Origin of the sequence: Acutalibacter intestini (genome assembly GCF_034334985.1) — a bacterium.
Taxonomy (GTDB): Bacteria; Bacillota; Clostridia; order Oscillospirales; family Acutalibacteraceae; genus Acutalibacter; species Acutalibacter intestini.
This window is the reverse complement of the sequence record NZ_JAWXXL010000021.1, coordinates 1-25847: the sequence shown is the minus strand read 5'-3', so window position 1 is coordinate 25847 and position 25847 is coordinate 1. Positions and strand designations below refer to the sequence as shown.

The following is a 25847-nucleotide window of genomic DNA, read 5'->3' as shown; positions in this document are numbered from 1 at the left end:
CCAGAGGAGATAAACGGGTGCTCCATTTTGATGACTGGGCCTGGGGAAAGACAAAGGCTGCGCAGGCCGCCAGTGAAACAGAGTGCAAGGAGGACCGGTCCTTCTTCGGGATGCGGGATAAAGTCCTTGGGAAGGAGAATGGATATGAAGATTTATGATATTTCAAAAGAGTTGTTCTCAGCCAGCGTGTACCCCGGCGATCCTGTGCCGGAGAAGCGGCCTTTCTGCACCTGGGAACAGTGCGGCTGCAACGTGACTGTGCTGACCTTGGGAAGCCACAACGGTACCCATATGGACGCACCCCGGCATTTTATGAAAGATGGCCGGACCATGGACCAGCTGGAGCTAGAAAAATGCGTGGGTCCCTGTCGAGTAGTCCGGGCCCAGGGTGGGCTGGATGGCTTGTGGGTGGAAGAGGCCTTGGCAGGGGGTGTAAAGCGGCTGCTGATTGCTGGAGAGATCCAGCTGACCCTGGAGGCCGCGGAAAAGATGACAGCCCTGGGACTGGAATTTTTGGGGGTAGAGAGCATGAGCGTGGGCCCGGTGGGCGGCGATACGGGGCCCATCCACCGGGAGCTGCTGGGCCATGAAGTGGTGCTTTTAGAGGCCTGCGTCCTGGACCAGGTGCCAGAGGGAAGATATTTTTTGGTGTGCCAGCCCCTAAAAATGGCTGGCCTAGATGGCTCGCCGGCACGGCCCCTGCTTCTGGAGGATATAAAATAGGAGGAAGCCATGAGAGAGCTTGAACAGCGGGCATACTGCTATTTAGGCAGGAATCCCGTTCTTTACATGGATATGATCGAGGCCCTGCGCCGGGGAACCGGCAGTGTGTATGCGGTGCGAGAGGACGGGGCAGTGATTTATGAGCGGAACAGCCAGGCCTATTTTTTGGCGGCGGAAAGCGGCCAAAGCTGCGCGGCCCTTTGCCTGGGCCTGCAAAAACCCCGTCAGCTGGTGGTCCACGACATGGACAGCGCCCAGGCGCTAAAAGAGATGTACCACTATGAGAGCATGATGGAGTGCCTGGCCGCCGCCTACCTGGCCCCAGACCCGCCGCCGGTGCGGGGCGGCTTTCAGCTGCATACCCTGGAGGGGCGCGAGGCGGAGATGGCTCGGGAGCTTTTTGGCGAAGAGGTGGGCAGCGAGGACCTGGAGCTTCGGCTGGAGGCTGGGGCTGTGCTGGGCGCCTTTACTACCGCCAACGAACTGGCCGGGGTGGTAGGCCTGTATCCAGAAGGGGGCATTGGGCTGCTGGCCAGCAGGCCGGAACCGAAAGAGAAGGGCGCTCAGCGGGCGCTGCTGGCTGGGGTGACCAGCTGGTGTTTACAGCAGTGTCTAGCCCCCTATGCCCATGTGCCCAGCTGGGAGGAGGGGATGATCGCGGACATGACCAGGCTGGGCTATAGCTTTTCGGAGCGGGCCCTGTACTGGCTGGCGGACTGATGGGGCGCGGGCCCCATCCTCTGTTCAAAGAAACTCCAAGATCTGTTCCTCCGGCTTTTTTGGCCCCACCAGTTACCCTCTGCCTCGAAGCAATAAAAGACAGGCGGGAAAAGAGACCCGGCAAGAACACAGGGGTCCTGGGCGGTCAGTGAGAGAGGGGGCCAGAAGGCCCTGTTGTTCTGACAAGGCGAAAGCCATGGATAAACAAAAAGGAAAGGAAGATGCTTATGCGCCAGAAAGCGCTGGCTCTTTTGCGGGAATATAACGAAAACGAGGCCCTGGTCCGCCATGGGATGCAGGTAGAGGCCATTATGCGCCATTATGCCCAGGCTGCCGGAGAGGAGAAAGCCCCCGAGGGCCAGGAATATTGGGGATGCGTGGGCCTGCTGCATGACGTGGATTATGAGAAGTACCCAGACGAACACTGCAAGAAGGCGGTGGAGATCCTGCAAAAAGCCGGGTATGACGAGGCTTTCATCCATGCGGTGGTCAGCCATGGCTATGGCTTGGTTAGCGATGTGGAGCCGCAGCTCTATATGGAAAAAGTGCTGTACACCATTGACGAGCTCAGCGGACTTATTAATGCCACGGCCATTATGCGGCCCTCTAAGTCTGTGGTGGACCTGGAAGTGAAGAGCGTGAAAAAGAAGTTCAAAGATAAAAAGTTTGCCGCTGGGGTAGATAGACAGCTGATCCTGGACGGCTGTGCCCGCCTGGGGGCAGAGCTGGACCAGGTTATTGAAGAGTGCATCCAGGGGATGCGGGAAAATCATGAAGAAATCGGCCTATAAAGGGGGAGTATGATGGCTAGCGATAGCCGCTTTGCTGTTTTGATCGACGCGGACAACGTGTCGGTGCGGTATATCAAGTTGATTTTAGACGAGATCTCTAAGGACGGGGTGGCTACTTATAAGCGCATTTATGGCGACTGGACCAACCCCGCCCTGGTCTCTTGGAAAAGTGCCCTGCTGGACAATTCCGTGCTGCCCATACAGCAGTACAGCTATACCACAGGCAAGAACGCCACAGACTCTGCCATGATCATTGACGCGATGGACATCCTCTACTCCGGCCAGGTGGAGGGCTTTTGTCTGGTCTCTTCTGACAGCGACTTTACCCGGCTGGCCGCCCGCCTGCGGGAGAGCGGCATGACCGTGATTGGCATGGGTGAAAGTAAGACGCCAAATTCTTTCATTTCCGCCTGCAATAAGTTTAAATATTTAGACATCCTATCAGCCGCGGACGACGAGGAACCTGAAGAACCGGTTAGGGCCGAGCCCGCAAAGAAAGCCTCGGCCCAGAAAAAGACTACCCGCAAGACTTCGGCCAAACCAACAAAAGCGAAAGAGGAGGCCCAAAAGGACCAGGAGGACCGGGAGGAGCCAAAGACCAGCCTGCGCACCATCCGGCGGGCCCTGCGCAGCATTGTACGGGAAAATTCCGACGAGGACAACTGGATTTTTATTGGCAAAGTGGGGAACATCCTGGGCAAGCGCTACCCAGACTTTGACGTGCGGAACTTTGGCTTTTCCAAGCTAACGCCCTTTTTGGACTCGCTGGATATGTTTGAAATTAAGTCTCAGCGGAAAGAGGGGGGCTCGCCCCAGATGTACGTGAGGCTGAAGTGAGCATAGGCCAAAAGTAGATAGGGAACAGTAAAGCGAGAGAAATGGTTTTATCCACCCGCTCAAAGGACGCGGGGGTTGGGACCGCACTTGCCAAAAGATGTCGGCTCTGGAAAGGGGCCCGGTACGTGCCGTTAAAAACCCCGTGTGTTTCCGTAGACCCGAAACAGTGGCTGCTACCAGAGAGGTTCCCAGAAGGACGGTTCTTATCAGGAAAAAATGATACCAAAGATAATAGGTATAAAAAGAGCCTCCCGTGCTCGGGAAGGCTCTTTTTGCTTACCAGTGGTTCCTCCAAACAGTGGAAGGGGAACGCGCTGCTATCAAGCGATGGGGGAGTTTGGGTTCTTCCCTGTTTTGTGGGCAGGTTTGTGATTCTTAGTTCACGGAAAGGGGCCGGTCCACGTGCCCCCTTTTTACCGGCGTTTCCCGGGGCCAGGTTATTTTTCCCACAGCAGGATGGCGTTTTCCTGGATGAACCGCTCCAGCTCCTCCGGCGACAGCCCCTCCATGCCGTTCACAGCTTCCGTGCCCTTCCACGTTCTTTCGGGCAGGCGGCTGTACTCGGGCACAAAGTAGAACCGGGTGGTCTCTACCGACTCCTCCTTCGTGCCCGATGGGAGATATACGTAAAAGTCATCGATAAGGGGCAGCGTAAAGTCAAATTTCAGGTCCACTGTGGGGTGCTGCTCCTCCTGGAAGTTCCGGATAAAGGCGTCCCATAGGGTAATGCGCACAAAGAAGAAGGTATAGGCCTCCCCTTCCCGGCCGGGCGCGGTGCGGGAGGTGGCCCCCAGCCCGGTGTAGGCATAGTCCTGGTCCAGCACCACCTGAACACAGGGGCCGTCCTCCCCTTCTATCAGCTGGGCGGTCACGGCGTCCTCTGGCACCGAAATGGTGGCCACGTTCAGCCACATGCCCACGCCCACGGCCAGGCCCGCCACCAGAAGGACCAGGGCGCAGCCCCCCAGCACCCGGCGGTTGACCCTCTTTTTTACTTTTTTTAGGGAGTCGGCCAGGGGTTCCATGGGTAGGGCAGGGGCCACCTGTTCCGCTTGCAGCAGCCCCTGGTGAACAGCCTGGCAGCCCTGGCAGGCGGCCAGGTGCTCTTCAACCGCAGTGGTAGAGGCAGGGGAACACACGCCGTCGTGGTAAAGGGGCAGCAGATCACGGATGAGCTCACAGGGATAATTCATAAAAAGGCTCCTTTCTTAAAAAAATTCTTGGTCCTTCAGCTTTTCCAGCAGTTTTAGCCGTGCCCGGTGGTAAGTGACCCGGGCCCAGCTCTCGGATTTGCCAAAGAGCCCGGCAATTTGGGCAAAGGGCAGCTCCCCCAGGGCCCTCAGCCAGAATACCTCCCGAAAAGGCTCTTCCAGCTGGTGCAGGACCCTGTGCACCGCCAGGGCAGTCTCTCGGTCGGCAAAGCGTTCTTCCAGGCTCATGGGGTCGGGCCAGTCCTTTGGGGGCTCTTGGCTGGAGAAGTCCCGCTTTTCCAGTAGAGAGTAATAGGTGTTTTTGGCAATCTGGCACAGCCACACCCGCAGCTGGCAGTCGCCGCGAAAGCGGTCGATGCTTTTTAGGGCCTTAAAGAAGGTCTCCTGGGTCACCTCTTCAGCCAGGGCGGGGTCACGGGTTAGCCGCAGGGCGTAGCTGTATACAGTGTGAAAGTATTCGGCGTATACCTGGTCGAAGCTGGTCATTTGGGGTCGCCTCCTTTGCTTATAGAGTAAGCGCATTCAAAAATCGGTACCTGCCGATTTTGAACTGCTTCAACTATAGGACAGGGGAAAAAGGGAAACGTTACAGCAGGGGGAATATTATTTGATCATACACCCTTTGGGAGCAGGGGTCAATAGGACGCCAGGCATTCAGGGCGGGGAAGAGGGGAGGCAGGGGCGCTGGATATAATGCATAAGCGGTACACCCCACGTGTTTCTGCTCAAACATTCTGGCAAATTGTCTTTTTTTATCCAAAAACTGTCAATTTTTGTCAAAACACTCCTTTTTTCCAAATTTTAGTTTATGATAATAAATGATCTACGGTAAAATTTGTAGAAAGGACGAGATCTATGTTGGCCGAAGAATTTATTATGTCCAATTTCGCTATGCGCAGAAGCAGCAAGGGGTATCAGCTTCTTTGTCTGGCCATTCAAGAAGCGTCTGTGCTGCACCCGAATTTCCCCACCTTCGATGTGTTCTGCCAGACTCTCTTAAAATCCGCTCAAGAAACCAATAGCCAGGCGATTCAGCGCACTTTGGCACGGGCGGTAGAGACGCTGTGGGACAGGCCGGAAAACCAGCGGCTGTTTGACCAGTTTTACGGCTACCCAGTGGTAGAAAAGCCATCTGCAAAGGACTTTGTATACACCATGGGCGGTTATATCAACCGGCGGGCAGGGTACCAGGCAGACGCGACCCTGCTGCGTGTGCTGCCCGGTACCCTTGAACCATTTGTAGTGGCAATGCCAGACGGCAGACCCTGCCTGGCCATTCCGCTGGACAACCTTGCCCGCCTAAGCCAGACATTTTTGGAAGAAAGCGTGAATGCTGTATGACCGCGGAGGAAGTGTACAGCTCTTACTTATTTTGGCTGGACGGAGCGGAGCCCTGTAGCCAGCATAAAATGTTCCGGTTTTCCGTTGCCAATATAGATGTGCTGGAAGACCAATTTCAGGTGGTTAATCGTCTGATTTATGGAATCCCCAGTGTGAAGGAGGACAGGCTGCGGTATTTCTTATTTTTTGAGGAAAACCTATTTCACAAGGATGGGCAGGGAGACCTATATTTGGTCCGGTCGGAATATTCCTTGTGGTAAGCGGTCTTCCACAGCAGCCCGTGTGACCCCACCAGCACCCTGCTGCCGCTATCCGGCTCCGGGGGCGGTTCTTGGCCGGGAGATAGGTTCCGACGCCGGTTCTGGCGTTGCTGAAGGGGCTGGTGGGGCAGTTGGTTCCCGTGTGCTGGCTGTGAGGAAACCGCGCTGCCGGGGTTCTGTGCTGTCAGGGACGGGTATGGAGCTGCTGGGCGCACTGCCCCCGGCGCAGGCGTTCAGCAGGAGCAGGGCCAATACAACAAGAAAAAGAGCTGTTATTTTCTTTATGATCGTTCATTCCGTTCTTGGATATCGTTTATCAGCAATGCCTGAAAACTATTTGGGGTAGTGATAGATTCGGGCGGTGGTATCCCGTGTGCTGTCACAAATTTCGTTGTGCAGAGCAAACCCGGCCTTACGAAAAAGATGGCCATAAACAGGGTGGTAATAAATAATCCAGATATCCCGGTTCCGCCTGCCTTTGCTGATCAGGATTTTTTCGATTACTTGTTGAAATACCTTCTCTCCAAAGGGATTATAAAAGTAGAATACATCATAGTCCGCATAGTTGAGAAAATTCTCGGCGCTGGCATAATAGCAATCTGCCTTAATGTTCAACTTTTCCAAGTTTTGATGGGCAATATCCAGCAGATGCCTGTCTAACTCAATCCCCGCGACCTTTTTATAGCCAACCTCCGCCGCACATTTTAAGCACATACCTTTTTCACAGCCAATATCCAAAAAGGCGCTTTCTCGGGGATCGACCGGCATGGTACGGTCTATCTGGGTTGTGGCGAACTGTCCCCGGTGCAGACTGTGGCGGCGCTTTGCGGCTCCCTCTGGGAGAAGTAATTCTCTGTAAGGCGGGAACCGCCGCTGACCGGAAAAGTTATAGAGCCCGCCTCGTCCAAAATCTGGAAGTCCGCAATATCCGTAAAGCCATGGTCTTTTGCCACTTGGTAGTGCATGGCAGTCTGGGTGCGGGAACCACCGTAAGCGGTGTTGCACTCCACGATGGCGCCCGGAACCTCATCCACTACATCTTTTATCAGTTCGGGCCGCAGTTAGTTACTGGCGGGCGGTTCGCCAGTGGAAAGTTTCACGGCTACCTTGCCGGTGGGCGGCCACCCCAACGCCGCATAAACTGCCAACATTCCGGCAGGGCTGATATCCGTGGTCAGGAGCAGCGGAGACCACGGTGTTGGTATCCGCTGTTGGCGTTTCGCTGGAAAAGGGCTCCACAGAGCTTGGCACAGCAGATTCCTCCGGGGCGGCGGGGCCTGGCAGTGAAGATTCCGGCGCTATGGTCACAACTGGCGTAGGCGTGCTGCTGTTGGGTTAAGCAGACTGCCCGCAACCTGTAAGCAACAAACCAATTAGCGAAAATAGTGTAAAACAGTTTTTGCAAAAGAATCCCATCTTGTTATGAATTGGAAAGGGTAAACGTGATCTCCACATCCCCTTTGCCCAAAATGTCCTTAAGCTCCTGCTGAGTAACCCCCTGCACCCTCCCCAGCCGGGTAAAATTCCAAGTATTCACGTCATAGTACACAGTAATGGAGTTGCCCTGATACAAAATAATATCCCCCGGCTCGGTAGTGATCTGCCGGTTGTTCTCCGGTAGGCTGGTGGGCAGCGGGCCGACTTTTTCAAAGCTGCCATAGTCACTCATCTGGATGGTAATGGGCCCTCGGGCCAGTAAGTCGGCAAAAGCCTGCGCCGAGGAATTGTCCGCCAGCTCTGCCGTCAAATTCTGTTCCCCAATCTGCAAGTTAATCATGTTGCTTTCCTCCTGTTCTTCTGTTGTAATCACGGATGTTTGCGATACCTCCGGCTCGTCCGAACCGGGCGCGATCTGCACGATCTTGTTCCCCCAGCCCTCCAGCACCGGGTTTTCCTCCACCGCCCGGACAAAATCCTCCGTGGCGTCAAAATAGCCTACCGGGGTATATTCCCCGCTCACCTGTGCGTCGCCGTAAAACAGCACGATGCGGTTGGGCTCGGAGTAGTAGACCTCCCCGGCCTTTTCGCTGGTGATGTTTTCGGGGTTCGAGGGGATCTCATAGCGGCTGGGGATGTCGTAATACTGCATGACCTCGCTGTTTTCAAAGTCATCGTAGTGGTAGATGGGCAGCCGCCAGTCGGCAGTACCCACGTGCCGGGCGATGGCCGCGGCGGTGTCGTTGTCGTAGAGGTGCATGGTAAAGGGAGCGCCCTGGTCGCCAAAGCGGACGGTAAGCGTGGTGGCGCTTGCGGTTTCCGGGGCAGATTCTGGGGCGCTCTCTGGCTGGCTCTCCATGACGGAAGAATCCGGAGCCGCTGTTGAAACCGGAGCAGAGCTTGTGTCCCCTGTTTGTGAACACCCTGCCGCAATTAAAGCACAGAGGGTCAGGCAAATAAAGACAAGAACTTTTTTCATGTTGATTTTCCTTTCCAATAAATTATTCGTTTATCAGGCTTGTTATGGCCACACGCTTGATTTTCCCCGCCGCCAGCCATGCAAACCCGGCGAACAGCAGGGTCACGGCCAGAACCGGCAGCAGGGTGCCGCCAAAGCTTACGCCGGAGGCAAAATTATTGATGCCCGCCAACTTCATCACTGCGGAGACAAGACGGTCGCTCAGCGCCGCCGAGAGTACCGTCCCTGCCAATGAGCCGATCAGCGCCGTCACCCCGAAACGTAGGGCAAAGGCCAGCCGCTGGACAGAATCGGCAAAGCCTATGGCTTTATAGATGGCAATGTCCCTCTGTTCTGCCGACAGGACGCGCCCGCCGGTCAGCGCCGTGACCACAAGAATAAACACCGCTGTGGTAATGTACATCGCCGCCACCAGCGCCCGCATAGCCGCGATAATGCCGAACAGCCCCGGCCAGGTATTCTCATGGACATGGACGTCCCCGCCGAACCGCACCTCCAGCGCTTGAGTGATGGCGGCCTTCTGGCTGGGGTCGCTGAGAAAGTAGTGCCAGCACCAGATGCGCGGGTCGTCCCGGCCTATTTGCAGGTAGCCCGCCTGGCTTATCCCCACATTGGCTCCCATATCGTTAGCACAGGAATAGATGCCGCTGACGGTGTACTCTCCGCTCGATTTGTCGCCCCGGACGGTAACTGTATCGCCAATACCCACACCCAGGTCACTTGCCACAAACTCGGTCAGAACGATTTCGTTACCGCCCGTGCAGGCGCGGCCCTCCAAAATATGAAAGCGCTCCGGCTCCGAGATGGCATTGGCGGTGTAGTCCACGCCGTTCACGCTGACGCTGGGCATAGCCAGCAGGTAGGTGTCGGTGATACCGCTGAACTGCCGCACGATCTCCTCGGCGCTGTCTATGGTGGATTCGCTGAACATCTGCACCCCCAGGTCGTGGTCGGCGGGGTTGAAAGCGTCCATCATGCCCTTGCCGTCCGGGCCGAGCCAGGCGTCCATGCGGCCAATCATGGCGGCGAAAAAGGAGAGCAGGGCCGCCACAGCCAGCGCACCCAGATACATTTTGCGTCCGGTCAAAAGCTGCCGGAGGGCCAGCCTCAAGGGGAGGGTTTTTTCAGTAATTTGCACGGCTGGCTTTCCGCTTGAGTCTGATGTTTCCATTTCCCCACGAATCGCCCTCATGGGGCTGACTTTGCCGATCTTCCCGGCCCGCCAGTAGAGGAACCCGCCCAGCAGGAGCAGGATCCCGCCAAAGCTGACCGCCAGCCAGCCTCCGGGGAGAGCAGCAGGTATCTTCAAGCCGGTGGTAGTCACAATCGCCCCGCTGACGGCAGAACTGATGGGGACCGTCAGAATCAAACCCAGCGCCAATCCCGCCAAAATTGCCGCGCCGTATTGCGCCAGCAGTACTAGGCGTAGGTCTGTGGTGGTAAGTCCAACCGTTTTGAGGATGCCCATGTTCTTGTACTCAGCGCGTATGGCGGTAGAAATACTGTGCCCTGCCACCGCCAATACCGCCATAAGCAGCACGGCGGCAAAGGCCAGAAACAGCGCGGAAAAGGCGTTTTGCAGCACCAGCATGAAACCGGAGATTGCTTCCCGGCTGTGAGTGAACTCCACAAAATTCGCAAGGCCGGTGCGCTCATTCAAAATGGCGTTCAGCTGGGCGGTGGGCAGATCATCCCAGGGGAAAATGTGGAGCATGGCGCCCTGGCGGGCCAGCGCATCAATGCCCGAACTTGCGATGGTATCCAGCGCAGCCTGATAGTCGCTCTCACAGACGAGAAAGCCCTTCATGCCGATCATGCTGCTTCCCATCACCGGGGCTTCAAAAAAGCCTGCTACCTTCAGAACCATATCCCGCCCGGAGCGGGCGATGGGGAAGGTGACCTCATCTCCGATACCCAGCCCGAACATGGACACCAGCGAGGGGGAAACGTATACTTCTCCAGGCCGGATATCTGCGGGCACTGGCTGGTAGCCGGACAGATCATCGGTGAAAAAGCGGTAGCGTTCACGTTCCGGCTCATAGAGGATGAGCTGCCCCTCGCTGTCAGACTCCTGCCCCAGGGCGGTGTAATTCGTGAATACTAACCGCTGGGTTTCCACTCTGTCTATCTCGTCCAGAGCGGTTATCTCTGCCGCCAGGCTTTCCGTATCTGCCCCGCCGGATATCCAGGCGGTCAATTCACCAAAGCCCGCCTGGGTCAATCCGGCTTCCTCATGGGCAGCGGCATTGGCCCACAGGGTCAGCACCGTGCCGGTGACGGCGGCAATCAATGCTATCAGCAGGAATATACCCCAAAGTGTACCCTGGTGGCGTTTCAGCCCGGCACGTATCAGAATCTGTTTCTCTATGCTTACCACCCCAACTCCGTAAGCCAACTGCTGACTTGGTTTTCGCGTCCTTTTTCTTCTGTGCGGTAGCGGGGAAGCACTAATTCGTCCAAGATTTTCCCATCCTCCAAATAGAGCAGTCGGTTCCCGCGCAGCGCCGCCCGCAGGCCGTGGGTGACCATGAGGACGCTCTGTCCCTGGGCGTTCAATTCGGTCAGCTGGTTCATGACCTCCTGGCTGTTCGCCTTGTTCAGCGCCCCGGTGGGCTCGTCGGCAAAGAGCAGGCTGGGGCTGTTTATCATAGCCCGGGCTATGGCGGCCCGCTGAGCCTCGCCGCCGGAGACCTGGTTGGGCAGGCGGCTTTCCGCGTCCCCAACGTGCATCTGCTCCAGCAGGGCATGGGTGCGGGTGTTTACATCAGCAGATTTTCCTGCGTACCCGGCAACCGCCACATTCTCAAAGAGGGTCAGATTGCTTACCAGGTGGGTCTGCTGGAACACGAAGCCGAACTCCTTGGCCCGCAGCTCCGCCATCTTCTTCTCGCTCAGACCGGTAATGGGCTGATTCCTGAAGAACACTTCGCCGCCGCTCAGGCTGTCCATACCGCTTAAACCGTACAGCAGGGTAGATTTTCCAGTGCCGGAACTGCCCATGATTACGGTGAAATCTCCGGCGTAAATGTCCACGTCGATTCCTTGCAAAACCGAAGTGCCGCCAAAATTTTTTGTCAGGCTCTTGCCCCTGAGAATCGTATCCTTCATCCTGCTGCCCGCCACCTTTCTGCGTCATTTTTCATGATAAGCTGTTTCTTGCCGGTGCGCGGGTCAGGGAGAATCTCCTCCACAAACGTCACTTGGAACCGCACATAACCCAGCCCTTTTTCTTCCAGAATTTCCCGCATTTGCGCGGTGATTTCCGCCTGAATCACGCTTTCCCGCCCCTGAGAGGTTTTCTCCGCAATCATAACAAAGCTGTCCCTGCCGGTCTGCCGGAACTGGTAATCCCGCAGGCCCTCCACGCAAAAGCCCTCAATGGCGAGAGGGTGGAGGAAATCCCGGTGGCCGAAGCCATCTTCAAACCAGAGCATATCCTCACAGCGGCCCAGGAGCCCGGCGGCGCGGGTAAAAGGACTATCTTTTGTTGGTTCAGTTAAGGTTAGGGAATCGGAAATCCTATAGCGAATAAGCGGCTGGGCGAAGTTGTAGAGGCTGGTCAGGTACATTTCGCCGTCCACTGCCTCCACCACGTTCAGGTCGTCGAAGAGGAGCATCCCGCTGCCATCGTCCACCCCCAGAGCCAGGGATTCGCTTGCGCCGTAGACGTTAATAACCTCCCCGCCCAGCAGATTGATAATAGTCTGATGAGCCAACAGGAAATCTGAAATGAGGGACAGCCCAAAGGCCCCCACACAAGCATACAGACAGTCCGCCACCGAAGAGCCCAGCCCGGTCAGCAGCCCCGCCCACAGGCCGAAACTGTACGCCCGCTGGGCGGTCATGGCCCCCACGGCCCCGGCGGGTACGCCGAACAGCAGGCCGATCAAAACACCGCGAAACAGGTAACCCATATCAGGCGCAATGGCATTGGCACTGCACGATGATCTCCCCATGGGAGTTCTCATCATCCCGAATGATCTCGCCCACCCCCGGCGCATGGATGTGTCCGGACAGCGGGTTCTTGATGCTGACGATAGGCGCGGTCAGGGTGGCCTCCACTTGGGACTTTTCAAAGCTTAGGTCAGTGTCGATCATCTCGCAGTCGATGAGCTTGAGGCCCTTGCAGTAACAAAGGGGCTGGGTGCCGATGATTTTGCAGTTGATAAACGTGATATTTTCACTGTACCAGGCCAGGTACTCGCCCTTGACGGTGCTGTTGCGCACAGTGATATTCTTGGCGTGCCAGAAAGCGTCTTTGGTGTCAAAATTGCAGTTGTCGAACTCCGAGTTTTCGATGTACTGGAAGGAGTATTTGCCTTTGAGGGTCACGTTGTCAAAGTGCAGATCATCGGAACGCATCATAAAATACTCACCCTGCACGGTGGTGTCCAGCATCTCCATGCCGTGGACAGACCAGCCAAATTCTGGGGAAATCACGTCGCACCCCCGCATTTTGATGTTCGCGCACTCCCGCAGAGCCTTGATGCCGTGGAGCTTCGAGTGGGCAATCTCCATGTTCCGGGAGTACCAGATAGCGGCGCGGCACATTTCGGTCATTTCAGCATCGGTGATCTTCACATTGTCATCATGCCAGAAAGGGTATCGCAGGTTAAAGAAGCAGTTCTCCAGCTCCACATTGCGGCTCTCCTTCAGAGCGCTTTCCCCGTCAGCAGGGCCGTCAAAGCGGCAGTTTTTCAGCAGCAGGCCGTCAGAATTGTAAAGGGCGCGTTCCATATCAAAAGTTTTGTTTTCAATGATTTCTTTCATGGCAGGTTCTTCCTTTCTGAATCAAATATTGTTCTTCCTGATTTGATAGAGCAGATAGTCCAGGCAGTCAATTCGTTTCTGCTCCCGGTGTATGGCGTCCAGCAGCGACCGGCGGTGCTGGTTCAAAAGCCGCAGCCCAGCCTGCATCCTGTCCTGCTCCAAGTCTTGCATGAATTCCCGGATACAGCCCTCCTCACAGCCAGCGTCCCGCAGGTTCTGCTCGATGGCTTCTTTCGTCTGGTAGGTTCCCATTTTGCCACCCCCTTGTTTGATGGGCCTATTATAACCCGCTGAAACCGGAAAAACAAATACTTTGATGCTATACCATGGTATGCTTGACAGCTATACCACTTTTTGCTATGATAAAATACACACCGGGTATGTATTCCAAGTTTTTTCCCGAACTGCGAAACGGTTCGCTTTTCTCCAAAAAGTTCGGGAAAACTCTTATGAATCAGTTTAAAGGAGGAAAATTCCATGGAATTGCGGGTTCTGCAATACTTTTTAGCCGTTACCCGGGAGCAGAACATCCTGCGGGCGGCGGAGTCCCTGAACCTTTCCCAGCCCACTTTGTCCCGGCAGATCCGGGACATGGAGGAGGAACTGGGCAAGCAGCTTTTTATCCGGGGAAGCAGGAGCATCACCCTCACGGAAGAGGGCATGATCTTACGCAAGCGAGCCGAGGAGATTATGGAACTGGTGAAAAAGGCCGAGGATGAGATTGCCCTGGCGGAGGAGCCGGTTTCCGGAGACATCACCGTGGGGGCCGGGGAGACGGACGGCTTGCGGGTGCTGGTGCGGGCGGTGCAGGCTTTGCGGGAAGAATGGCCGGATGTGCACCTCCATGTGGTCAGCGGAGACAAGTGCTCCGTGATCGAACAGCTGGACGGCGGGCTGATCGACTTCGGGGTGGTGTTCGGGGAGTTTGATACATCGAAATATGAATCTATCCAGATACCTTGTCCGGAGCATTACGGCGTGCTGATGCGCCGGGACGACCCCCTGGCGGAGAAAGAGAGCATCGACCCTAAAGAGCTTTGGAACAAGCCCCTCATCCTCTCCCGCCAGGCCATGTGCGACCAGGATACGAAAGAGTGGCTGGGCCGCGACCAGAAGAAGCTGAACGTGGTGGGCACCTTCAACCTGCTCTATAACGGCTCGCTGATGGTGGAGGAGGGCATGGGCTATGCGCTGTCCTTTGACAAGATCGTCAACACCAGCGGGGACAGCAAGCTGTGTTTCCGGCCGCTGTCCAAGCAAAACGAGTCGCCCATGTTTGTGCTGTGGAAGAAGTATCAGGTGTTTACGAAGGCGGCGGAGAAGTTTTTGGTGAAGCTGCGGGGGTTGGAGGAATGAGGCGAGTCTTTGCTGTGCTGGCAACGTTTTGCCTAATTAGTCTGGGCGGTTGTGCCGCGCAAAAGCCCCCGTCCGAATCACAGCCAGAGTCTAGCCAAGCTCCTGTTTCCTCCATGGAAGCGCCTGGAATGATCGAATCAACCGAGCCAGAAAAAGCACAAACCGAAGGAGAGTGCAAAATGGAAATTATGACTTTTGAGCGTGGCGGCAAGAAGATCTATGGTGAATTGTATCTGCCAGCGGGCGAGGGGCCGTTCCCGGCAGTCATTATGGCCCACGGCTTCGGCGGGCATTGCGCCCACAACCGGCCCTATGCGGAAGTCTTTGCCCAGAACGGCGTTGCCGCCTACATTTTTGATTTCATCGGCGGGGGCAATGATATCCAGAGTGATGGCAAAACCACGGAGATGTCAGTGCTCACCGAAGCGGCGGACATGGCGGTGGTGCTGGAGGGCCTGGCGGCTATGGAGCAGATCGACAGCCAAAACATCTTCCTTGCCGGGCAGAGCCAAGGCGGTTTTGTAGCGTCTTATATTGCGGGCACTCAGCCGGAGAGGGTGCGGGGGCTGGTAGCAATCTTCCCAGCTTACGTTTTGCAGGACGACGCGAGAAAGCGCATGGAGGGCCGGGAACTGCCAGAAACAGAGGAGATCATGGGCCTGCTGCTGGGGCGTATCTATGCCGAGGACGCCATGTCCTTTGACATCTATGATGTGATAAAAAATTACCCTGGCCCGGTATTGCTTATCCACGGCACCGCCGACCAGCTGGTGCCCATCGAGTACTCCCGCCGGGCGGTGGAGGTGTTCCCTTCGGCGGAGCTGATGGAGATCGAGGGCGCGGGGCATGGGTTTTCCGGCGTGGACGAGGAGAGGGCAATCCAGTTGTCGTTGGATTTTGTAAAAAAGAGCATACAGTAGGGAAAACAGATATATGCCTTTTGAGTATACCATGGTATAGTGCATAGGTATTTGATTGATTCCCTCTCTGGTGATAAAATGGCTTTATGCCATACCAGGGAGGGATTATTCATGAGGAGTTTGATTCTGAACGGCAGCCCGCGGCCCAAGGGCCGAGGGCGTCTGCGTCTACTGCAACCACTGCCAGCCCTGTCCAAAGAGCGGGGCTTATCAACAAATATTATGACCTGGCCTTAGCCGGGGACGAGCTGACGAGGGCCACTATGAGAAGCTGCCCCTGTGCGCCAGTGACTGCGTGAAGTGCGGGCACTGTGAGAGTGGATGCCCCTTCCATGTGAAGTGGAGAAACGCATGGAGGAGTTTGCCAGATATTTTGGAACATAGTCCGTAAAAAGAAAACCTTCCGTATCCCAGTTTCGGGGGCCGGAGGGATTTTTCATTTTGGCTTTTGCCTTGCTAAGAGTCATTGCAATGGTGAAAGCTTTAATAGGTGGTAGGAGTCTCATCCCCGCTGGTTAGCAGGTCATGGCCTGCCTGCTCGAAATCGAGGTTGTCAATTTGGGAAGCGGGCAGAACGCCCAGCTTATTGAGCAGATATTTCCTGCCCACAGCGGCCAGGTCGTTGACATTTTGTACCAGCGTGTACCTTTCCATATTAAAGGCGAGGTTGATGAGGGCTTTGAGGTCTGATGGCTGCTCCACCTGCACCGCTGCCAGAAACTGCTCTTGCTCATATGGGGTAAACCGATCCAGGCTTTTGGCGAGGAAGTTCAGTTCGTCCAGATCGATTTCTTTTCCATTCAGCAGGGCCAGTTCCTTTGGGGATACATCGTCTGCCACGACTTTGAATGGCGCGGTGCGGAACGCCTGGACGAGCGCTTTCTGCATCTCCGCTTCGCCCAGGGGGAGGGTCAGCGTAGTCCTCATGGGGCCATGCCAGATTTTTAGGGTTATCATAGGTTCATCTCCTTCCTGAAATAAAAAAAGTCGGTCGCTTGTTTTGGAGATTGCTCTCCAGCGACCGGCTATGTATGCAACGGGCTATCGCCCTTATGCAAGCAAAAGACTACCGTCTTTTGCGGAAAAAGGCCAGCAAATCATCTCCGCTGGCCCTCTCGTTTTTCTTTAGTCTGTTGTTGTGAGGGTTCACTTCCTGCTGGAAAGCCAACACACCAAATTTTCATCTACGTTTTTGACTTTTCAAATCCAGGCTTTCGGGCAGCAAAAAAGCCCGGAGTTCCGGGCCTTTTTTGGGGCGAATATCTTTTTTGTCGCCTCTTGATGGAGCGGGCGAAGGGAATCGAACCCTCGTATTCAGCTTGGGAAGCTGATGTTCTGCCATTGAACTACGCCCGCATCGTATTACTTTTTTATTATATTGCATTTCCGAAAGAATGTCAAGCTCTGTTTCGAAATTTTTTCCATAACCGGTTTCTATTACAAAAAAGGGCGGCTCCAGAATGGGGCGATAACGTAAGAAAACATTTTAAGCGAGGGCCGGCGTAGCATCAAGCTGCGCCGACTTTCGCATTATTTTTGTCTTGGGCCGTTTGGGATTGCTCCCGCGCTTCCTCAAAATCAAACGCACCCATGAAGTTATAGACGATCTCAATTTCCCGGATTTTCACCCGCTTCTGCTGTTCGTCGCTCGTGTAGGTGTCAGACACCCTGATCTGTTCTACGAACTCACGCAGGATGGTGGCGTCAAGCTGGGTCATGTCCGTGTACTTATTCACCGCAGAAATGAACTTCCTGACGTTGGCTTTCTTCTGCTCCTGCTGTTTCACTTCCCGTTCCAGGGTTTCCACGATGGCCTTTAACTGCTCCTGTTCATAGCCACGGGACAGCTTGCCGGAAATGTTATCCTCGTAAATCCTCTTGAAGATCACATCCAACTCCACGATGCGCTTTTCAGACTGTGCCAGCGCCTTATCACGCGCCCGCAGGCTCTGCTCTACCGCCCGCTGGATAAAGTCGTCCTCATACTGTGTCACATAGGAGATCGCTTCCCGCAGGTTCCGCAGTACGATTTCTTTCAGCACTACACGGCGGATGGAGTGCGTCTCCGTGACGAAGAAGCACTTCCCGGACATGGAACACTTTGGCGACATCATCACCTTTGGCTCCCCCTGCCAGGACCTGAGCGTGGCATCAGGCAAGCGGCTCGGCCTTGCCGGGGAGCAGAGCGGCCTCTTTCTGGAGGCCATCAGGATCATCAGAGAGATGCAGGAGGCAACAAATGAAGAATACCCGAAATTCGCGCTCTGGGAAAATGTCTCCGGAGCCTTGTCAAGTTCTTCCAGGCGTGACTTTAAGGCTGTGCTGGAAGCGTTCACAGAGACCGAAGTTCCAATGTGGTGCTGTGCGCTTCAAGCGGCCAGAGCCATGCGGAAATTTTGCGGGAGCTGCCGCCCACGCTCAACTGTGCCAGTAAACAGCCCTATGTTGTCCGGCCCGGTGACACAGAGCAGGAGCAGCCCATCGTGACCCACCCCCAGATCGCCGGGACGTTCTGTGCCTCCGGCGCGGGTCTTTCCCGCCCTGGCGGACAGGGGAACGAGCTGGACTTCTGCGTGGTGAGCGCGGGCTTCAAGCACAAGGCCGGCAGCCAGTTTGGGAGTATCGGTTTCCAGGAGGAGACCGCCCCCACCCTTCTGGCGGGCCAGCAGAGCGCCGTGATGAAAGCCCGTGTGATCGGCGCCTACCATTCCGGCGGGATGCTCTCGGACAATCCCAAAAGCGGCTTCTATGAGGCGGACACATCCCGGACGCTGGACCTGAACGGCGGGAACCCCTGCTGCAATCAGGGCGGCGTGGCCGTGGTGGAGGGTGCTGACGGGCCGGAGGCCGTCGCCGTGGACTGCCGCAACCTCCGGGAGACGGATGGGGTCAGCGGCACACTGCTGGCAAAGGCGGCCTCCGGCGGCTACTCGCTGAACTACCAGAACCCCGTCCGCACCGGGCTTTGCGTGAGGAGGCTCACCCCCACCGAGGCGGAGCGTTTGCAGGGCTACCCGGGCGGCAGGACCATCAGCGACACAAAGCGTTACCAGATGCTCGGCAACTCCATCACCGTCCCCTGCGTGGATCATGCAGGGCATCCGTGACGCCGTGGGCGGTGAGTGATAGGCTGTCGCGGGTCCCCGGTCTCGCCTGTCGGCTCGGTCGGCGACCCGCGCCCCTGCGGGAGGCGAACGAGTTCGTGCGCCAACACCACCGCCACCATAAGCCCACGGTGGGACACAGGTTCTCCATATGCTATTGTCCCTTGATTATCTACAAGCAAGGTTGTCAACACCAATGTAAAACTGTATTTATTGTTACTGGACTTTCCTTATCTCGTTAGAAAATTCAAAATCCGTTCATTAAAATCTTTGGCCTCTTCATACGTCGCATGTCCAAGACCATTATAAATAAACAATTCGCTATGACTAATTTTTTCAGCGATTGCAGAGGCCGCAGTTGTTCCAACAATTTTATCGCAATCCCCGCCAATCACTAATGTAGGGCATACTATGTTACTTAATTCCTCATAAGCATTGTGGCTGATACAGGAAGCTGCCTGTATGAGAAAACGCTTAAAACTTTTAGGTTTTCCTATTTTTCCAATGAACGGATAAATTCGACGATACTTTTTCAAGTATTTCTCTGAATAGGATTTTTCCGATGTATCTATCATTAAATCCTTATAATTTCCTTGCTTTGCCATTTCAATCCAGGCACCAACTACTCTTTTAATTATTTCATTAGAGTTTGCGCTTGTTACCGCCAAAATGAGCTTATTGACCAAATCCGGATAATCAATGGCAAGATACTGCGCTATCATACCACCTTGGGATATGCCTAAAACATCTGCTTTTGAAATCCCAAGAACGGTCATAGCTTCTGCATGATCTTTGGCCATTTCCCTTGTAGAATATCCCTCTTGCATATAATTTTTCCGGCTGAAAACATACACGGTAAATTCTTTGGCATATATCCTATACATTATTGAAAAAACAAAAGCCATTCCCTTTACTGTAGACAGTCCATCTCCCAAACCGGGCAGCATAATAAGATTTTTATTTCCATTTCCAAAAGATACATAATCCATTTCAGAATTTCTAACACAGACACTTCTATTATGAGCATTATAAAGCATAACAACCTTCCTTATTTTACGATTCCCACCTTTAGAATTTCTATATATTCTGATAAATCTTTTACATATTCTTTTTCTATCATTTCAAAGTCCGCATAGGCTTGTTTTTGTATTTTTGTCAAAAAATCATCATTAAAACCTTTAAGAAACCACTTCACCACATCAAGCGTTTTATGTCTGCCCCACCGAAATTGAGTTGTATCAATACCCTGTAAAAACCAATAATAGATCTCTTGTTCTCTATTGCCATATTTTAATGCGGTTTTCATATAAATGTCGGTGTCGTTTTTGGTGAATGCCTTGACAATCATTTTGGATTTTTCGGGGTACAAAATATACCATGAAAACTCCAAAACAGAATACTCTACTATCCGTTGAAATAAATCAGCGGAAAGGGTATTCATTTTTTCTTCTAAGCTGGAATTGAGCTCCGCAGTGATTTCGTCAAGAATATAAAAATAGAAATCCTCTTTTGTCGGAAAATATTTGAATAAACTTCCTTTACTGATACCAGCTTTTTTTACAATTCGATTGGTAGAACTGTTTTCATAACCATACTCGGCAAATTCAGAAACTCCTGCCATAAAAACATTTTGCTGTTTTTCAGTATCCAGTCCCAAAAATGAAGATGTTGGCACTATAATCTCCTCTCTTCAATGACCATGCGGTCACTTTGTGTCTTTAATTTTAGTGACCATGTGGTCACCGGAATTACTATACTCGATTTTAGCCTATTTGTCAATGAAATTTCAACATTCCTTTTAGTTCTTCATGGTAAGTTTTCCTTTAGCCTCCCCGTCAACAAAACTATGTAGACCAAATGAAAAGTAGGAGTAGAGGGATTACGCTGTGGTCGGCATTTGCGGAAATGTGTATAACTGGCTGTCTTATGGAATTGTGGGTAACTTTGTTTGCAGGACGTGGGAAAGCTGCATTTTAGCTTTTCCATGTGTTGTGAATAGAGCTATCCATGATTCCATAACCTGTTATGCACATTTCCACAATGCTTGTCTTTTGGTCTTTGGTTTTTTGTTCGCAATAGTGTGGTGCTGGTGGTCTATCCGTTGTTTTCGGTTGCTTGCTTCTTTACCGTACATGAGCGTTTCTTCTTGGCATGAAGCGCCGACTTGACTTTGCTGGACAGGTCCTTGAGGTGGTAGTCATTCATCAGACTGCGGAAGTGCAGCATCTATAGGTTATTTCATTTTCAATCTTCCAATTCCCACACGGGTATTTTAGAATATCATAGCGGCTGTACCCATGTCCATGTCAAGAAATTTGGCAAAACTTTTAGTATTCTCTGTGGACAAACTTTTTATACATCCGTTTTCAAAATTGGGCGGGGAAATTTTATCCCTTACCCAATAGTCCATAGAAAAGCGGGAAATATTAGACGCTTATAAAATCTTTCGCAGCTTTCTCCGCAGATGATCTAACCGTGCATAGATAGCCCCTGTTGTCAATCCAACAAGCGGGGCAATTTCTTTTGTGGAATAGTCCCGCATTTTTAGCAGGATGAGTTGCAGGGTACGCCTGTCCACCGCAAGAAATGTCCAATATAGAATTTCATCCTCAATCTCGTCCAGTAAATTAGCAGCCGTCTTTAGCTCGGTATTCTGTTCCCTGTCCGCCATTTCCTCAAGGTATTCGCCGAAGTCGCTTGCCCACTAGTAAAACCTCCTGTTGGAATTGAAGTCTGCCCTGTCGTCTGTGCGAATTTGTTCAATGGTGGTTTTGTCAACTCTGTGTTCCCTCAATATTTTTTCCTCTGCTTCTTTCTAGATAAGCCATTTCTTGTTCCCCGTCCGTTGTTGTATGCCATTCCTTATTTCCTCCAACCTGAATTTTTGAAAATGTAAAAATCAGATTGGATAGGCGGCGAACGACAGCCAAGAGCGGAAACAGCCCTGCGGCACATTCCGACAAAAAACGCCAAAAGAAAAACCGCAAAGGTTGTCACCACATAAGGAGATAATTTAAGGCAACACCGCACAATTCTAAACACCGTCTTGCTTGCAGATTTTCCGTGATAGCGCACAGCTTTCGCTGGTCAATGGTGAGATGGACGGCGCTCAATCTGTACACGCTGACGAAAAATCTGACTGCCCAATACGGTACTTAGATTTCTGCGGTATTGCCTTAAAAACATTATTGGAATACAGCTTATGGACGATAGCAAAGGTAAAAGCCAGCGTAAGAAGCGTTTCTGCTTCTTATGCTGACTTTCTTTATACCAAAAAGAGAATAGCACATTCGCAAAATGAAAAATCCTTTGCTACACTTTGGTCAAAGGATGCCGAGAAATGTGTGATATAAAGAATATTGCATAGTAATTGATGAAAATGAACGGCGAATTATCATCAACAGCTTAAATGATCTACGAAACAAACAGATTGAGAACAACAGATACACCGATGCGGTTGATGAAATTCTAATCAAAAAATTCAAAAGAAATAGATGACTTATCAGTAAAAACAGAAATGCTGGAAAAACAGCAGCAGAATATACTTATTAGAGAACAAAAGCAGCAGCAGGTTTTAAGTTGGATTATGTACTCTATTGCGGTCTATATGATATTTTTTGCGGTATACTTTATTGGACATTTTCATTTTTGGTCTTGGGCAGCAAATCCCTTGGCTTTTTTGCAGGCTTTCTTATCGCTACTGCTATTATAATCTTTATATGCGTAAAGAAAATTAATAAAAACAATAAGTAAGCATTCAATATTTATATTGTGATGAAAAGAACGGGCAAGGGGCTTTATTCCTTTTCCTGTTCTTTTCATCACAGCCATGTTTTTGGAAAATGAAGATATCTTACAAGAAATCAACAAACATTTTGAGTATAATATAGGGTGCTAGGAGGTGATACCATGCAAAAAGAAATACGGACAGTCTGCTATGATGACGATTTACACCTTGAAGCATATCGTTTTCAAGGAATCGTACAGCCATTCCCGAACCACTTTCACGATTACTATGTGATTGGTTTTATGGAAGCAGGGACACGCTGTTTATCCTGCAAAAATAAAGAATATACGATAGGTCAGGGGAACATACTTTTATTCAATCCAAACGATAACCACAGTTGCGTGCAATGTGACGGCGGAACGCTTGATTACAGAGGGTTGAATATTCCAAAAGAAACGATGCTTTCATTAACAGAGGAAATAACAGGGCAAAGGATAATGCTTGGGTTTTCTGAAAATGTCATTAAGAATGATGAGCTGAATCTTTATCTTCGTTCTTTACATCAAATGATTATGGACGGCGGGGAAGAGTTTGAAAAAGAAGAAATGCTTCTGCTCCTCATTACATTACTTATAGAGCAATACGGACAACCCTTTGAGAACTGTATTCCAGAGTGCAGCGAAGAAATAGAAAAGACTTGCGTATTTATGGCAGAATATTTCGCAGAGCATATTACATTGGAAAACCTCTGCAAATGCAGTGGTCTTAGCAAATCAACATTGCTCCGTGCGTTTACCAAGTCAAAGGGAGTTACGCCATATAGGTATCTTCAAACAATACGGATAGGCAAGGCAAAAGAACTGTTGGAGAAAGGCGTATCCTCGGTTGACGCCGCTATACAGACAGGCTTTTCAGACCAAAGCCACTTTTCAAATTTTTTTAATATGTTTATCGGACTGTCGCCTGCCGCATACGGACGCATTTTCAAGGAGGGCGGCAAGAATCATGGATAAAAAAGCTACCGCAGGGCATATCACGGCTCTGATTACAATTGTGATATGGGGAACGACTTTCATATCCACCAAAATACTGCTTGCAGATTTCACACCGATAGAAATACTATTTTTCAGATTTCTGCTTGGATTACTTGTGCTGATAGCTGTTTATCCGAAACGATTGAGAATAAAGGATAAAAAACAGGAGCTTACATTCGCTGCGGCGGGGCTATGCGGGATATGCTTATACTACCTGCTTGAAAACATAGCCTTTAACCCATACGATGGCTTCTAATGTTGGTGTTATTATTTCTGTCGCTCCATTTTTTACCGCCGTTTTATCTCATGTGTTTCTAAGTACAGAAGAAAAACTAAAAGCACAATTCTTTGTTGGTTTTATTGTTGCTATGGCAGGAATATGTCTTATCAGTTTTAGCGGCTCAAAATGGAAGCTGAATCCTGTCGGTGATATTCTGTCAATTGTTGCGGCATTCGTATGGGCAGTTTATTCCCTACTGACACGAAAAATCGGCAGCTATAGATATAGTACCATCCAAACGACAAGGCGGATATTTACATACGGAATACTTTTCATGCTCCCGTGCCTTTTTATTTTTGATTTCAAATTAGATATGCAGAAGTTTGTAAAACCAGAGTATGCTCTAAACCTTATCTATTTAGGTCTGGGTGCGTCAGCCCTTTGCTTTGTTACTTGGAATTATGCCGTCAAGGTGCTTGGAGCTGTTAAGACAAGCGTATATATCTATATAGTTCCTGTTATTACTGTTGTCACATCCGTTATTGTGTTAAAGGAAGAAATCACATGGATGGCTGCGATAGGAATAGGGCTTACCTTAATTGGCTTGTTTCTTTCGGAAAGTAAATTAATTTTTAAGAATAGAGGAAAACAGAATGAATGTTGAGAATGAAAAATGTATCATTGTAGTTGACGAAAATTTACCGCTTGGGATTATCGCTAATACCGCTGCTATCCTCGGCATTACTATGGGAATGAAAATGCCCGATGTTGTTGGAAATGATGTGCTTGATTTAGAGGGTAATTCCCACATGGGAATTATACAGTTTCCCGTACCAATATTAAAGGGAAATACGGAGGTACTTAAAAACCTCAGAACAAAACTGTTTGAGCCGCAATTTGCAGAACTTACGGTTGTTGATTTTTCTGATTTGGCAAAAGGGTGTAAAACTTACGATGAGTTCATCGGTAAAATGGCGAACACCTCAGAGGTTAAATTGAATTATATTGGCATCGCAATTTGCGGCAATAAAAAGCAGATTAACAAGTTGACAGGAAATATGCCTTTGTTAAGATAAAGAGGAGAAATGGTTTATGAGAACTGAATGGGTACGTTGTCCTGTTTGCGGAGCTAGAACCCGTGATAGGATTGAAGAGGAGACTATTTTGAAGAACGCCCCTCTCTATTGTCCGAAGTATAAACAAGAAACATTGATAGAAGCAAAAAAATTCCAAGTAACCGTCATCAGAAAGGAAAACACATAATACGCAGAGCCAATAAACGAGTTGGATGAACCGTTCGTTGCCTCTTTCTTATGCCTAAACTATATAGTATGCCCACCTTCTGAAAAAATTATTCAAAAAACTTTTTGGAAAGTATTATCAAACGCTTATTTCATTCAGTATAATAAAATACTCTTTTAAGAGAACCACAAACCAATTACATATCTTCACAGAATTTGCGAGTATGGCTTTGCACCGTACACGTCTGCGGTATGCGAAAAGGAAATACCGCCGCTTTTGAAACTGCTTTGAACTGTCAGCAACAGATAGGCGTAACAGACAGTTTCGACTTTGAATCTCAAAGCCGGTTACATCATTGTGAAACCAAAACCGCAAGGGATAAGTCTATCCTTTTGTATTGGTCGATACACATTGATGTGCCGGCTTTTTTTGCAGCCCAAATGCCGGTTACAAACTGAATGAGCGGCTGAACGGGATATGATCTTACGATAACCTCTAAAATGAAAATGGATGCAATGAAAGCGCAGGGCAGTATCCGACTTTGTCTCAGGCTGGAGCTGTTGACAAAGTGCCTGAAATATAGAGACGCGGGAGATTTCAAGCAAGAAAAAAGATGCCTTTCGGCATCACACTGAGAATTTAATCATTCTTTTGAGGTTCAAGGCCGCGGCGGAAAGGAGACAGTGGTCCTCCGCTGCCTCTAAACCTCGCCGCAGGAGACGCGTCAGGTTGTGTCCCCATTTCTGTGCGGCAAAAGTACCCTCACACCAGATCTGCCGCTGCTTCAGCGCCTCCCGGTAATCCGGCTCCCATCGCCTGGAGAAATGTTTTTGAACAACAGTCTTGAAATAACTGTCCTGGAGCTATCTGGCGCCGGCCTTGTCCGTCTCATTCAAACATTTCTGCCGCAAAGGACAGCTGCCGCAGTCTTTCTTTTCCGCCCAGTATTCCCAGAACAGCCCGCTGCCACTTCGATACAGCCGCTTGCGCCGCAGTTCTTTCCCGTTAGGACACAAGTATACGTCCCGCTGTTCGTTATAGGTGAATGCATCCCGCTTCAGTTCAGCTTTCGTGCGGTCATGGGCGGGCTGTGGCACGACAAAGAAGTCGATGCCCAGTTCTTCCAGCGCTCGGTGTGCCAGGGGGAAGTCATAGGCGGAGTCCGCCGCAGCGGC

At 51.5% G+C, this 25847-nt stretch carries 29 protein-coding genes, 1 tRNA gene and 4 pseudogenes; 14 read left to right on the top strand and 20 right to left on the bottom strand.

Translation table 11 applies throughout. The features are described from left to right. Positions 1-17 precede the first annotated feature (17 nt). From U8U68_RS14300 to U8U68_RS14280, 5 genes are all read left to right on the top strand, one after another. Positions 18-158: a hypothetical protein gene (locus U8U68_RS14300; protein WP_322201923.1), complete on the top strand. Its 141-nt coding sequence runs from the start codon at positions 18-20 to the stop codon at positions 156-158. Then, positions 145-723 carry a cyclase family protein gene (locus U8U68_RS14295; RefSeq protein ID WP_322201921.1) on the top strand — a complete coding sequence of 193 codons (579 nt, stop codon included), beginning with the start codon at positions 145-147 and terminating at the stop codon, positions 721-723. The genes U8U68_RS14300 and U8U68_RS14295 overlap by 14 nt, the downstream gene beginning before the upstream one ends. Positions 724-732: 9 nt before the next feature. Further along, the gene (locus U8U68_RS14290) at positions 733-1443 is read left to right on the top strand and encodes a hypothetical protein (RefSeq protein WP_322201919.1); all 711 of its coding nucleotides are present in this window, start codon (positions 733-735) and stop codon (positions 1441-1443) included. A 227-nt stretch (positions 1444-1670) separates the two neighbouring features. Beyond that, positions 1671-2234 (top strand): HD domain-containing protein, encoded by a 564-nt coding sequence (locus U8U68_RS14285; protein WP_437124437.1) that lies wholly within the window; start codon positions 1671-1673, stop codon positions 2232-2234. 12 nt (positions 2235-2246) lie between these two features. Continuing rightward, on the top strand, positions 2247-3071 hold the full coding sequence (locus tag U8U68_RS14280; RefSeq protein WP_322202007.1) for an NYN domain-containing protein: 825 nt from the start codon (positions 2247-2249) through the stop codon (positions 3069-3071). Between the two features lie 437 nt (positions 3072-3508). On the opposite strand, the gene U8U68_RS14275 is transcribed toward U8U68_RS14280, so the two are convergent. Continuing rightward, positions 3509-4264: a zf-HC2 domain-containing protein gene (locus U8U68_RS14275; protein WP_322201915.1), complete on the bottom strand. Its 756-nt coding sequence runs from the start codon at positions 4262-4264 to the stop codon at positions 3509-3511. Positions 4265-4279: 15 nt separating this feature from the next. Further along, positions 4280-4768 carry an RNA polymerase sigma factor gene (locus U8U68_RS14270; protein WP_322201912.1) on the bottom strand — a complete coding sequence of 163 codons (489 nt, stop codon included), beginning with the start codon at positions 4766-4768 and terminating at the stop codon, positions 4280-4282. 369 nt (positions 4769-5137) lie between these two features. On the opposite strand from U8U68_RS14270, the gene U8U68_RS14265 reads away from it, so the two are divergent. Then, positions 5138-5623, top strand: a complete 486-nt coding sequence (locus U8U68_RS14265) for a sporulation initiation factor Spo0A C-terminal domain-containing protein (RefSeq protein ID WP_322201910.1) — start codon at positions 5138-5140, stop codon at positions 5621-5623. Positions 5624-6216: 593 nt separating this feature from the next. On the opposite strand, the gene U8U68_RS14260 is transcribed toward U8U68_RS14265, so the two are convergent. From U8U68_RS14260 to U8U68_RS14220, 9 genes are all read right to left on the bottom strand, one after another. After that, the gene (locus U8U68_RS14260) at positions 6217-6651 is read right to left on the bottom strand and encodes a methyltransferase domain-containing protein (protein WP_322201908.1); all 435 of its coding nucleotides are present in this window, start codon (positions 6649-6651) and stop codon (positions 6217-6219) included. An 8-nt stretch (positions 6652-6659) separates the two neighbouring features. After that, positions 6660-6917 (bottom strand): hypothetical protein, encoded by a 258-nt coding sequence (locus U8U68_RS14255; RefSeq protein WP_322201906.1) that lies wholly within the window; start codon positions 6915-6917, stop codon positions 6660-6662. A gap of 31 nt (positions 6918-6948) precedes the next feature. Then, positions 6949-7134: a hypothetical protein gene (locus U8U68_RS14250; protein ID WP_322201904.1), complete on the bottom strand. Its 186-nt coding sequence runs from the start codon at positions 7132-7134 to the stop codon at positions 6949-6951. A gap of 169 nt (positions 7135-7303) precedes the next feature. Then, positions 7304-8299: a cyclophilin-like fold protein gene (locus U8U68_RS14245; RefSeq protein ID WP_322201902.1), complete on the bottom strand. Its 996-nt coding sequence runs from the start codon at positions 8297-8299 to the stop codon at positions 7304-7306. Positions 8300-8321: 22 nt separating this feature from the next. Beyond that, positions 8322-10676, bottom strand: a complete 2355-nt coding sequence (locus U8U68_RS14240; protein ID WP_322201900.1) for an ABC transporter permease — start codon at positions 10674-10676, stop codon at positions 8322-8324. Beyond that, positions 10670-11407, bottom strand: coding sequence for an ABC transporter ATP-binding protein (locus U8U68_RS14235; protein ID WP_322201898.1), 738 nt, complete (start codon positions 11405-11407; stop codon positions 10670-10672). Before U8U68_RS14235 ends, U8U68_RS14240 begins: the two co-directional genes overlap by 7 nt. Further along, positions 11404-12255: a hypothetical protein gene (locus tag U8U68_RS14230; protein ID WP_322201896.1), complete on the bottom strand. Its 852-nt coding sequence runs from the start codon at positions 12253-12255 to the stop codon at positions 11404-11406. Before U8U68_RS14230 ends, U8U68_RS14235 begins: the two co-directional genes overlap by 4 nt. Beyond that, on the bottom strand, positions 12215-13069 hold the full coding sequence (locus tag U8U68_RS14225; protein WP_322201894.1) for a DUF3737 family protein: 855 nt from the start codon (positions 13067-13069) through the stop codon (positions 12215-12217). Before U8U68_RS14225 ends, U8U68_RS14230 begins: the two co-directional genes overlap by 41 nt. 21 nt (positions 13070-13090) lie before the next feature. Further along, the gene (locus tag U8U68_RS14220; RefSeq protein ID WP_322201893.1) at positions 13091-13321 is read right to left on the bottom strand and encodes a hypothetical protein; all 231 of its coding nucleotides are present in this window, start codon (positions 13319-13321) and stop codon (positions 13091-13093) included. A 225-nt stretch (positions 13322-13546) separates the two neighbouring features. On the opposite strand from U8U68_RS14220, the gene U8U68_RS14215 reads away from it, so the two are divergent. Both U8U68_RS14215 and U8U68_RS14210 read left to right on the top strand, forming a co-directional pair. Further along, on the top strand, positions 13547-14425 hold the full coding sequence (locus U8U68_RS14215; protein ID WP_322201891.1) for a LysR family transcriptional regulator: 879 nt from the start codon (positions 13547-13549) through the stop codon (positions 14423-14425). Between the two features lie 179 nt (positions 14426-14604). Next, positions 14605-15345 carry an alpha/beta hydrolase family protein gene (locus U8U68_RS14210; protein WP_322201889.1) on the top strand — a complete coding sequence of 247 codons (741 nt, stop codon included), beginning with the start codon at positions 14605-14607 and terminating at the stop codon, positions 15343-15345. A gap of 483 nt (positions 15346-15828) precedes the next feature. On the opposite strand, the gene U8U68_RS14205 is transcribed toward U8U68_RS14210, so the two are convergent. The 3 genes from U8U68_RS14205 to U8U68_RS14195 all read right to left on the bottom strand — a co-directional run bounded on the left by U8U68_RS14205 (position 15829) and on the right by U8U68_RS14195 (position 17459). Then, complete coding sequence (locus U8U68_RS14205) at positions 15829-16302, bottom strand: hypothetical protein (RefSeq protein ID WP_322201887.1); 474 nt, start codon at positions 16300-16302, stop codon at positions 15829-15831. Positions 16303-16627: 325 nt separating this feature from the next. Then, positions 16628-16701: transfer RNA gene (locus U8U68_RS14200), tRNA-Gly, on the bottom strand. Between the two features lie 152 nt (positions 16702-16853). Next, positions 16854-17459, bottom strand: coding sequence for a DUF4368 domain-containing protein (locus tag U8U68_RS14195; protein ID WP_367575832.1), 606 nt, complete (start codon positions 17457-17459; stop codon positions 16854-16856). On the opposite strand from U8U68_RS14195, the pseudogene U8U68_RS14190 reads away from it, so the two are divergent. Together U8U68_RS14190 and U8U68_RS14185 are read left to right on the top strand one after the other, a co-directional pair. Next, a pseudogene (locus U8U68_RS14190) lies at positions 17398-17625 on the top strand (DNA cytosine methyltransferase); the annotation flags it as partial. The gene U8U68_RS14195 and the pseudogene U8U68_RS14190 overlap by 62 nt on opposite strands. 74 nt (positions 17626-17699) lie before the next feature. Next, entirely contained in the window at positions 17700-18452 is a 753-nt protein-coding gene (locus U8U68_RS14185; RefSeq protein WP_322201885.1) for a DNA cytosine methyltransferase, read from the top strand. A 227-nt stretch (positions 18453-18679) separates the two neighbouring features. Here U8U68_RS14185 and U8U68_RS14180 read toward each other — a convergent pair whose 3' ends face one another. The 4 genes from U8U68_RS14180 to U8U68_RS14165 form a co-directional block, all read right to left on the bottom strand. Continuing rightward, complete coding sequence (locus U8U68_RS14180) at positions 18680-19486, bottom strand: alpha/beta fold hydrolase (RefSeq protein WP_322201883.1); 807 nt, start codon at positions 19484-19486, stop codon at positions 18680-18682. An 11-nt stretch (positions 19487-19497) separates the two neighbouring features. Beyond that, positions 19498-20124, bottom strand: a complete 627-nt coding sequence (locus U8U68_RS14175) for a TetR/AcrR family transcriptional regulator (protein WP_322201881.1) — start codon at positions 20122-20124, stop codon at positions 19498-19500. A 759-nt stretch (positions 20125-20883) separates the two neighbouring features. Beyond that, the gene (locus tag U8U68_RS22660; RefSeq protein WP_437124436.1) at positions 20884-21120 is read right to left on the bottom strand and encodes a hypothetical protein; all 237 of its coding nucleotides are present in this window, start codon (positions 21118-21120) and stop codon (positions 20884-20886) included. 971 nt (positions 21121-22091) lie between these two features. Then, on the bottom strand, positions 22092-22274 hold the full coding sequence (locus U8U68_RS14165) for a hypothetical protein (protein WP_322201879.1): 183 nt from the start codon (positions 22272-22274) through the stop codon (positions 22092-22094). A gap of 84 nt (positions 22275-22358) precedes the next feature. Here U8U68_RS14165 and U8U68_RS14160 point away from each other — a divergent pair, with 84 nt between their 5' ends. From U8U68_RS14160 to U8U68_RS14145, 4 genes and pseudogenes are all read left to right on the top strand, one after another. Next, on the top strand, positions 22359-23189 hold the full coding sequence (locus tag U8U68_RS14160; RefSeq protein WP_322201877.1) for a helix-turn-helix domain-containing protein: 831 nt from the start codon (positions 22359-22361) through the stop codon (positions 23187-23189). Next, positions 23182-24094, top strand: a pseudogene (locus U8U68_RS14155) (DMT family transporter). Before U8U68_RS14160 ends, U8U68_RS14155 begins: the two are co-directional and overlap by 8 nt. Further along, positions 24084-24506: a DUF2000 domain-containing protein gene (locus tag U8U68_RS14150; RefSeq protein ID WP_322201875.1), complete on the top strand. Its 423-nt coding sequence runs from the start codon at positions 24084-24086 to the stop codon at positions 24504-24506. Before U8U68_RS14155 ends, U8U68_RS14150 begins: the two are co-directional and overlap by 11 nt. A 16-nt stretch (positions 24507-24522) precedes the next feature. After that, positions 24523-24693, top strand: a complete 171-nt coding sequence (locus U8U68_RS14145) for a cysteine-rich KTR domain-containing protein (protein ID WP_322201871.1) — start codon at positions 24523-24525, stop codon at positions 24691-24693. A gap of 605 nt (positions 24694-25298) precedes the next feature. Here U8U68_RS14145 and U8U68_RS22225 read toward each other — a convergent pair. Together U8U68_RS22225 and U8U68_RS22220 are read right to left on the bottom strand one after the other, a co-directional pair. Further along, positions 25299-25493: pseudogene (locus U8U68_RS22225) on the bottom strand (transposase); the annotation flags it as partial. A gap of 42 nt (positions 25494-25535) precedes the next feature. Continuing rightward, positions 25536-25847, bottom strand: a pseudogene (locus tag U8U68_RS22220) (hypothetical protein); the annotation flags it as partial.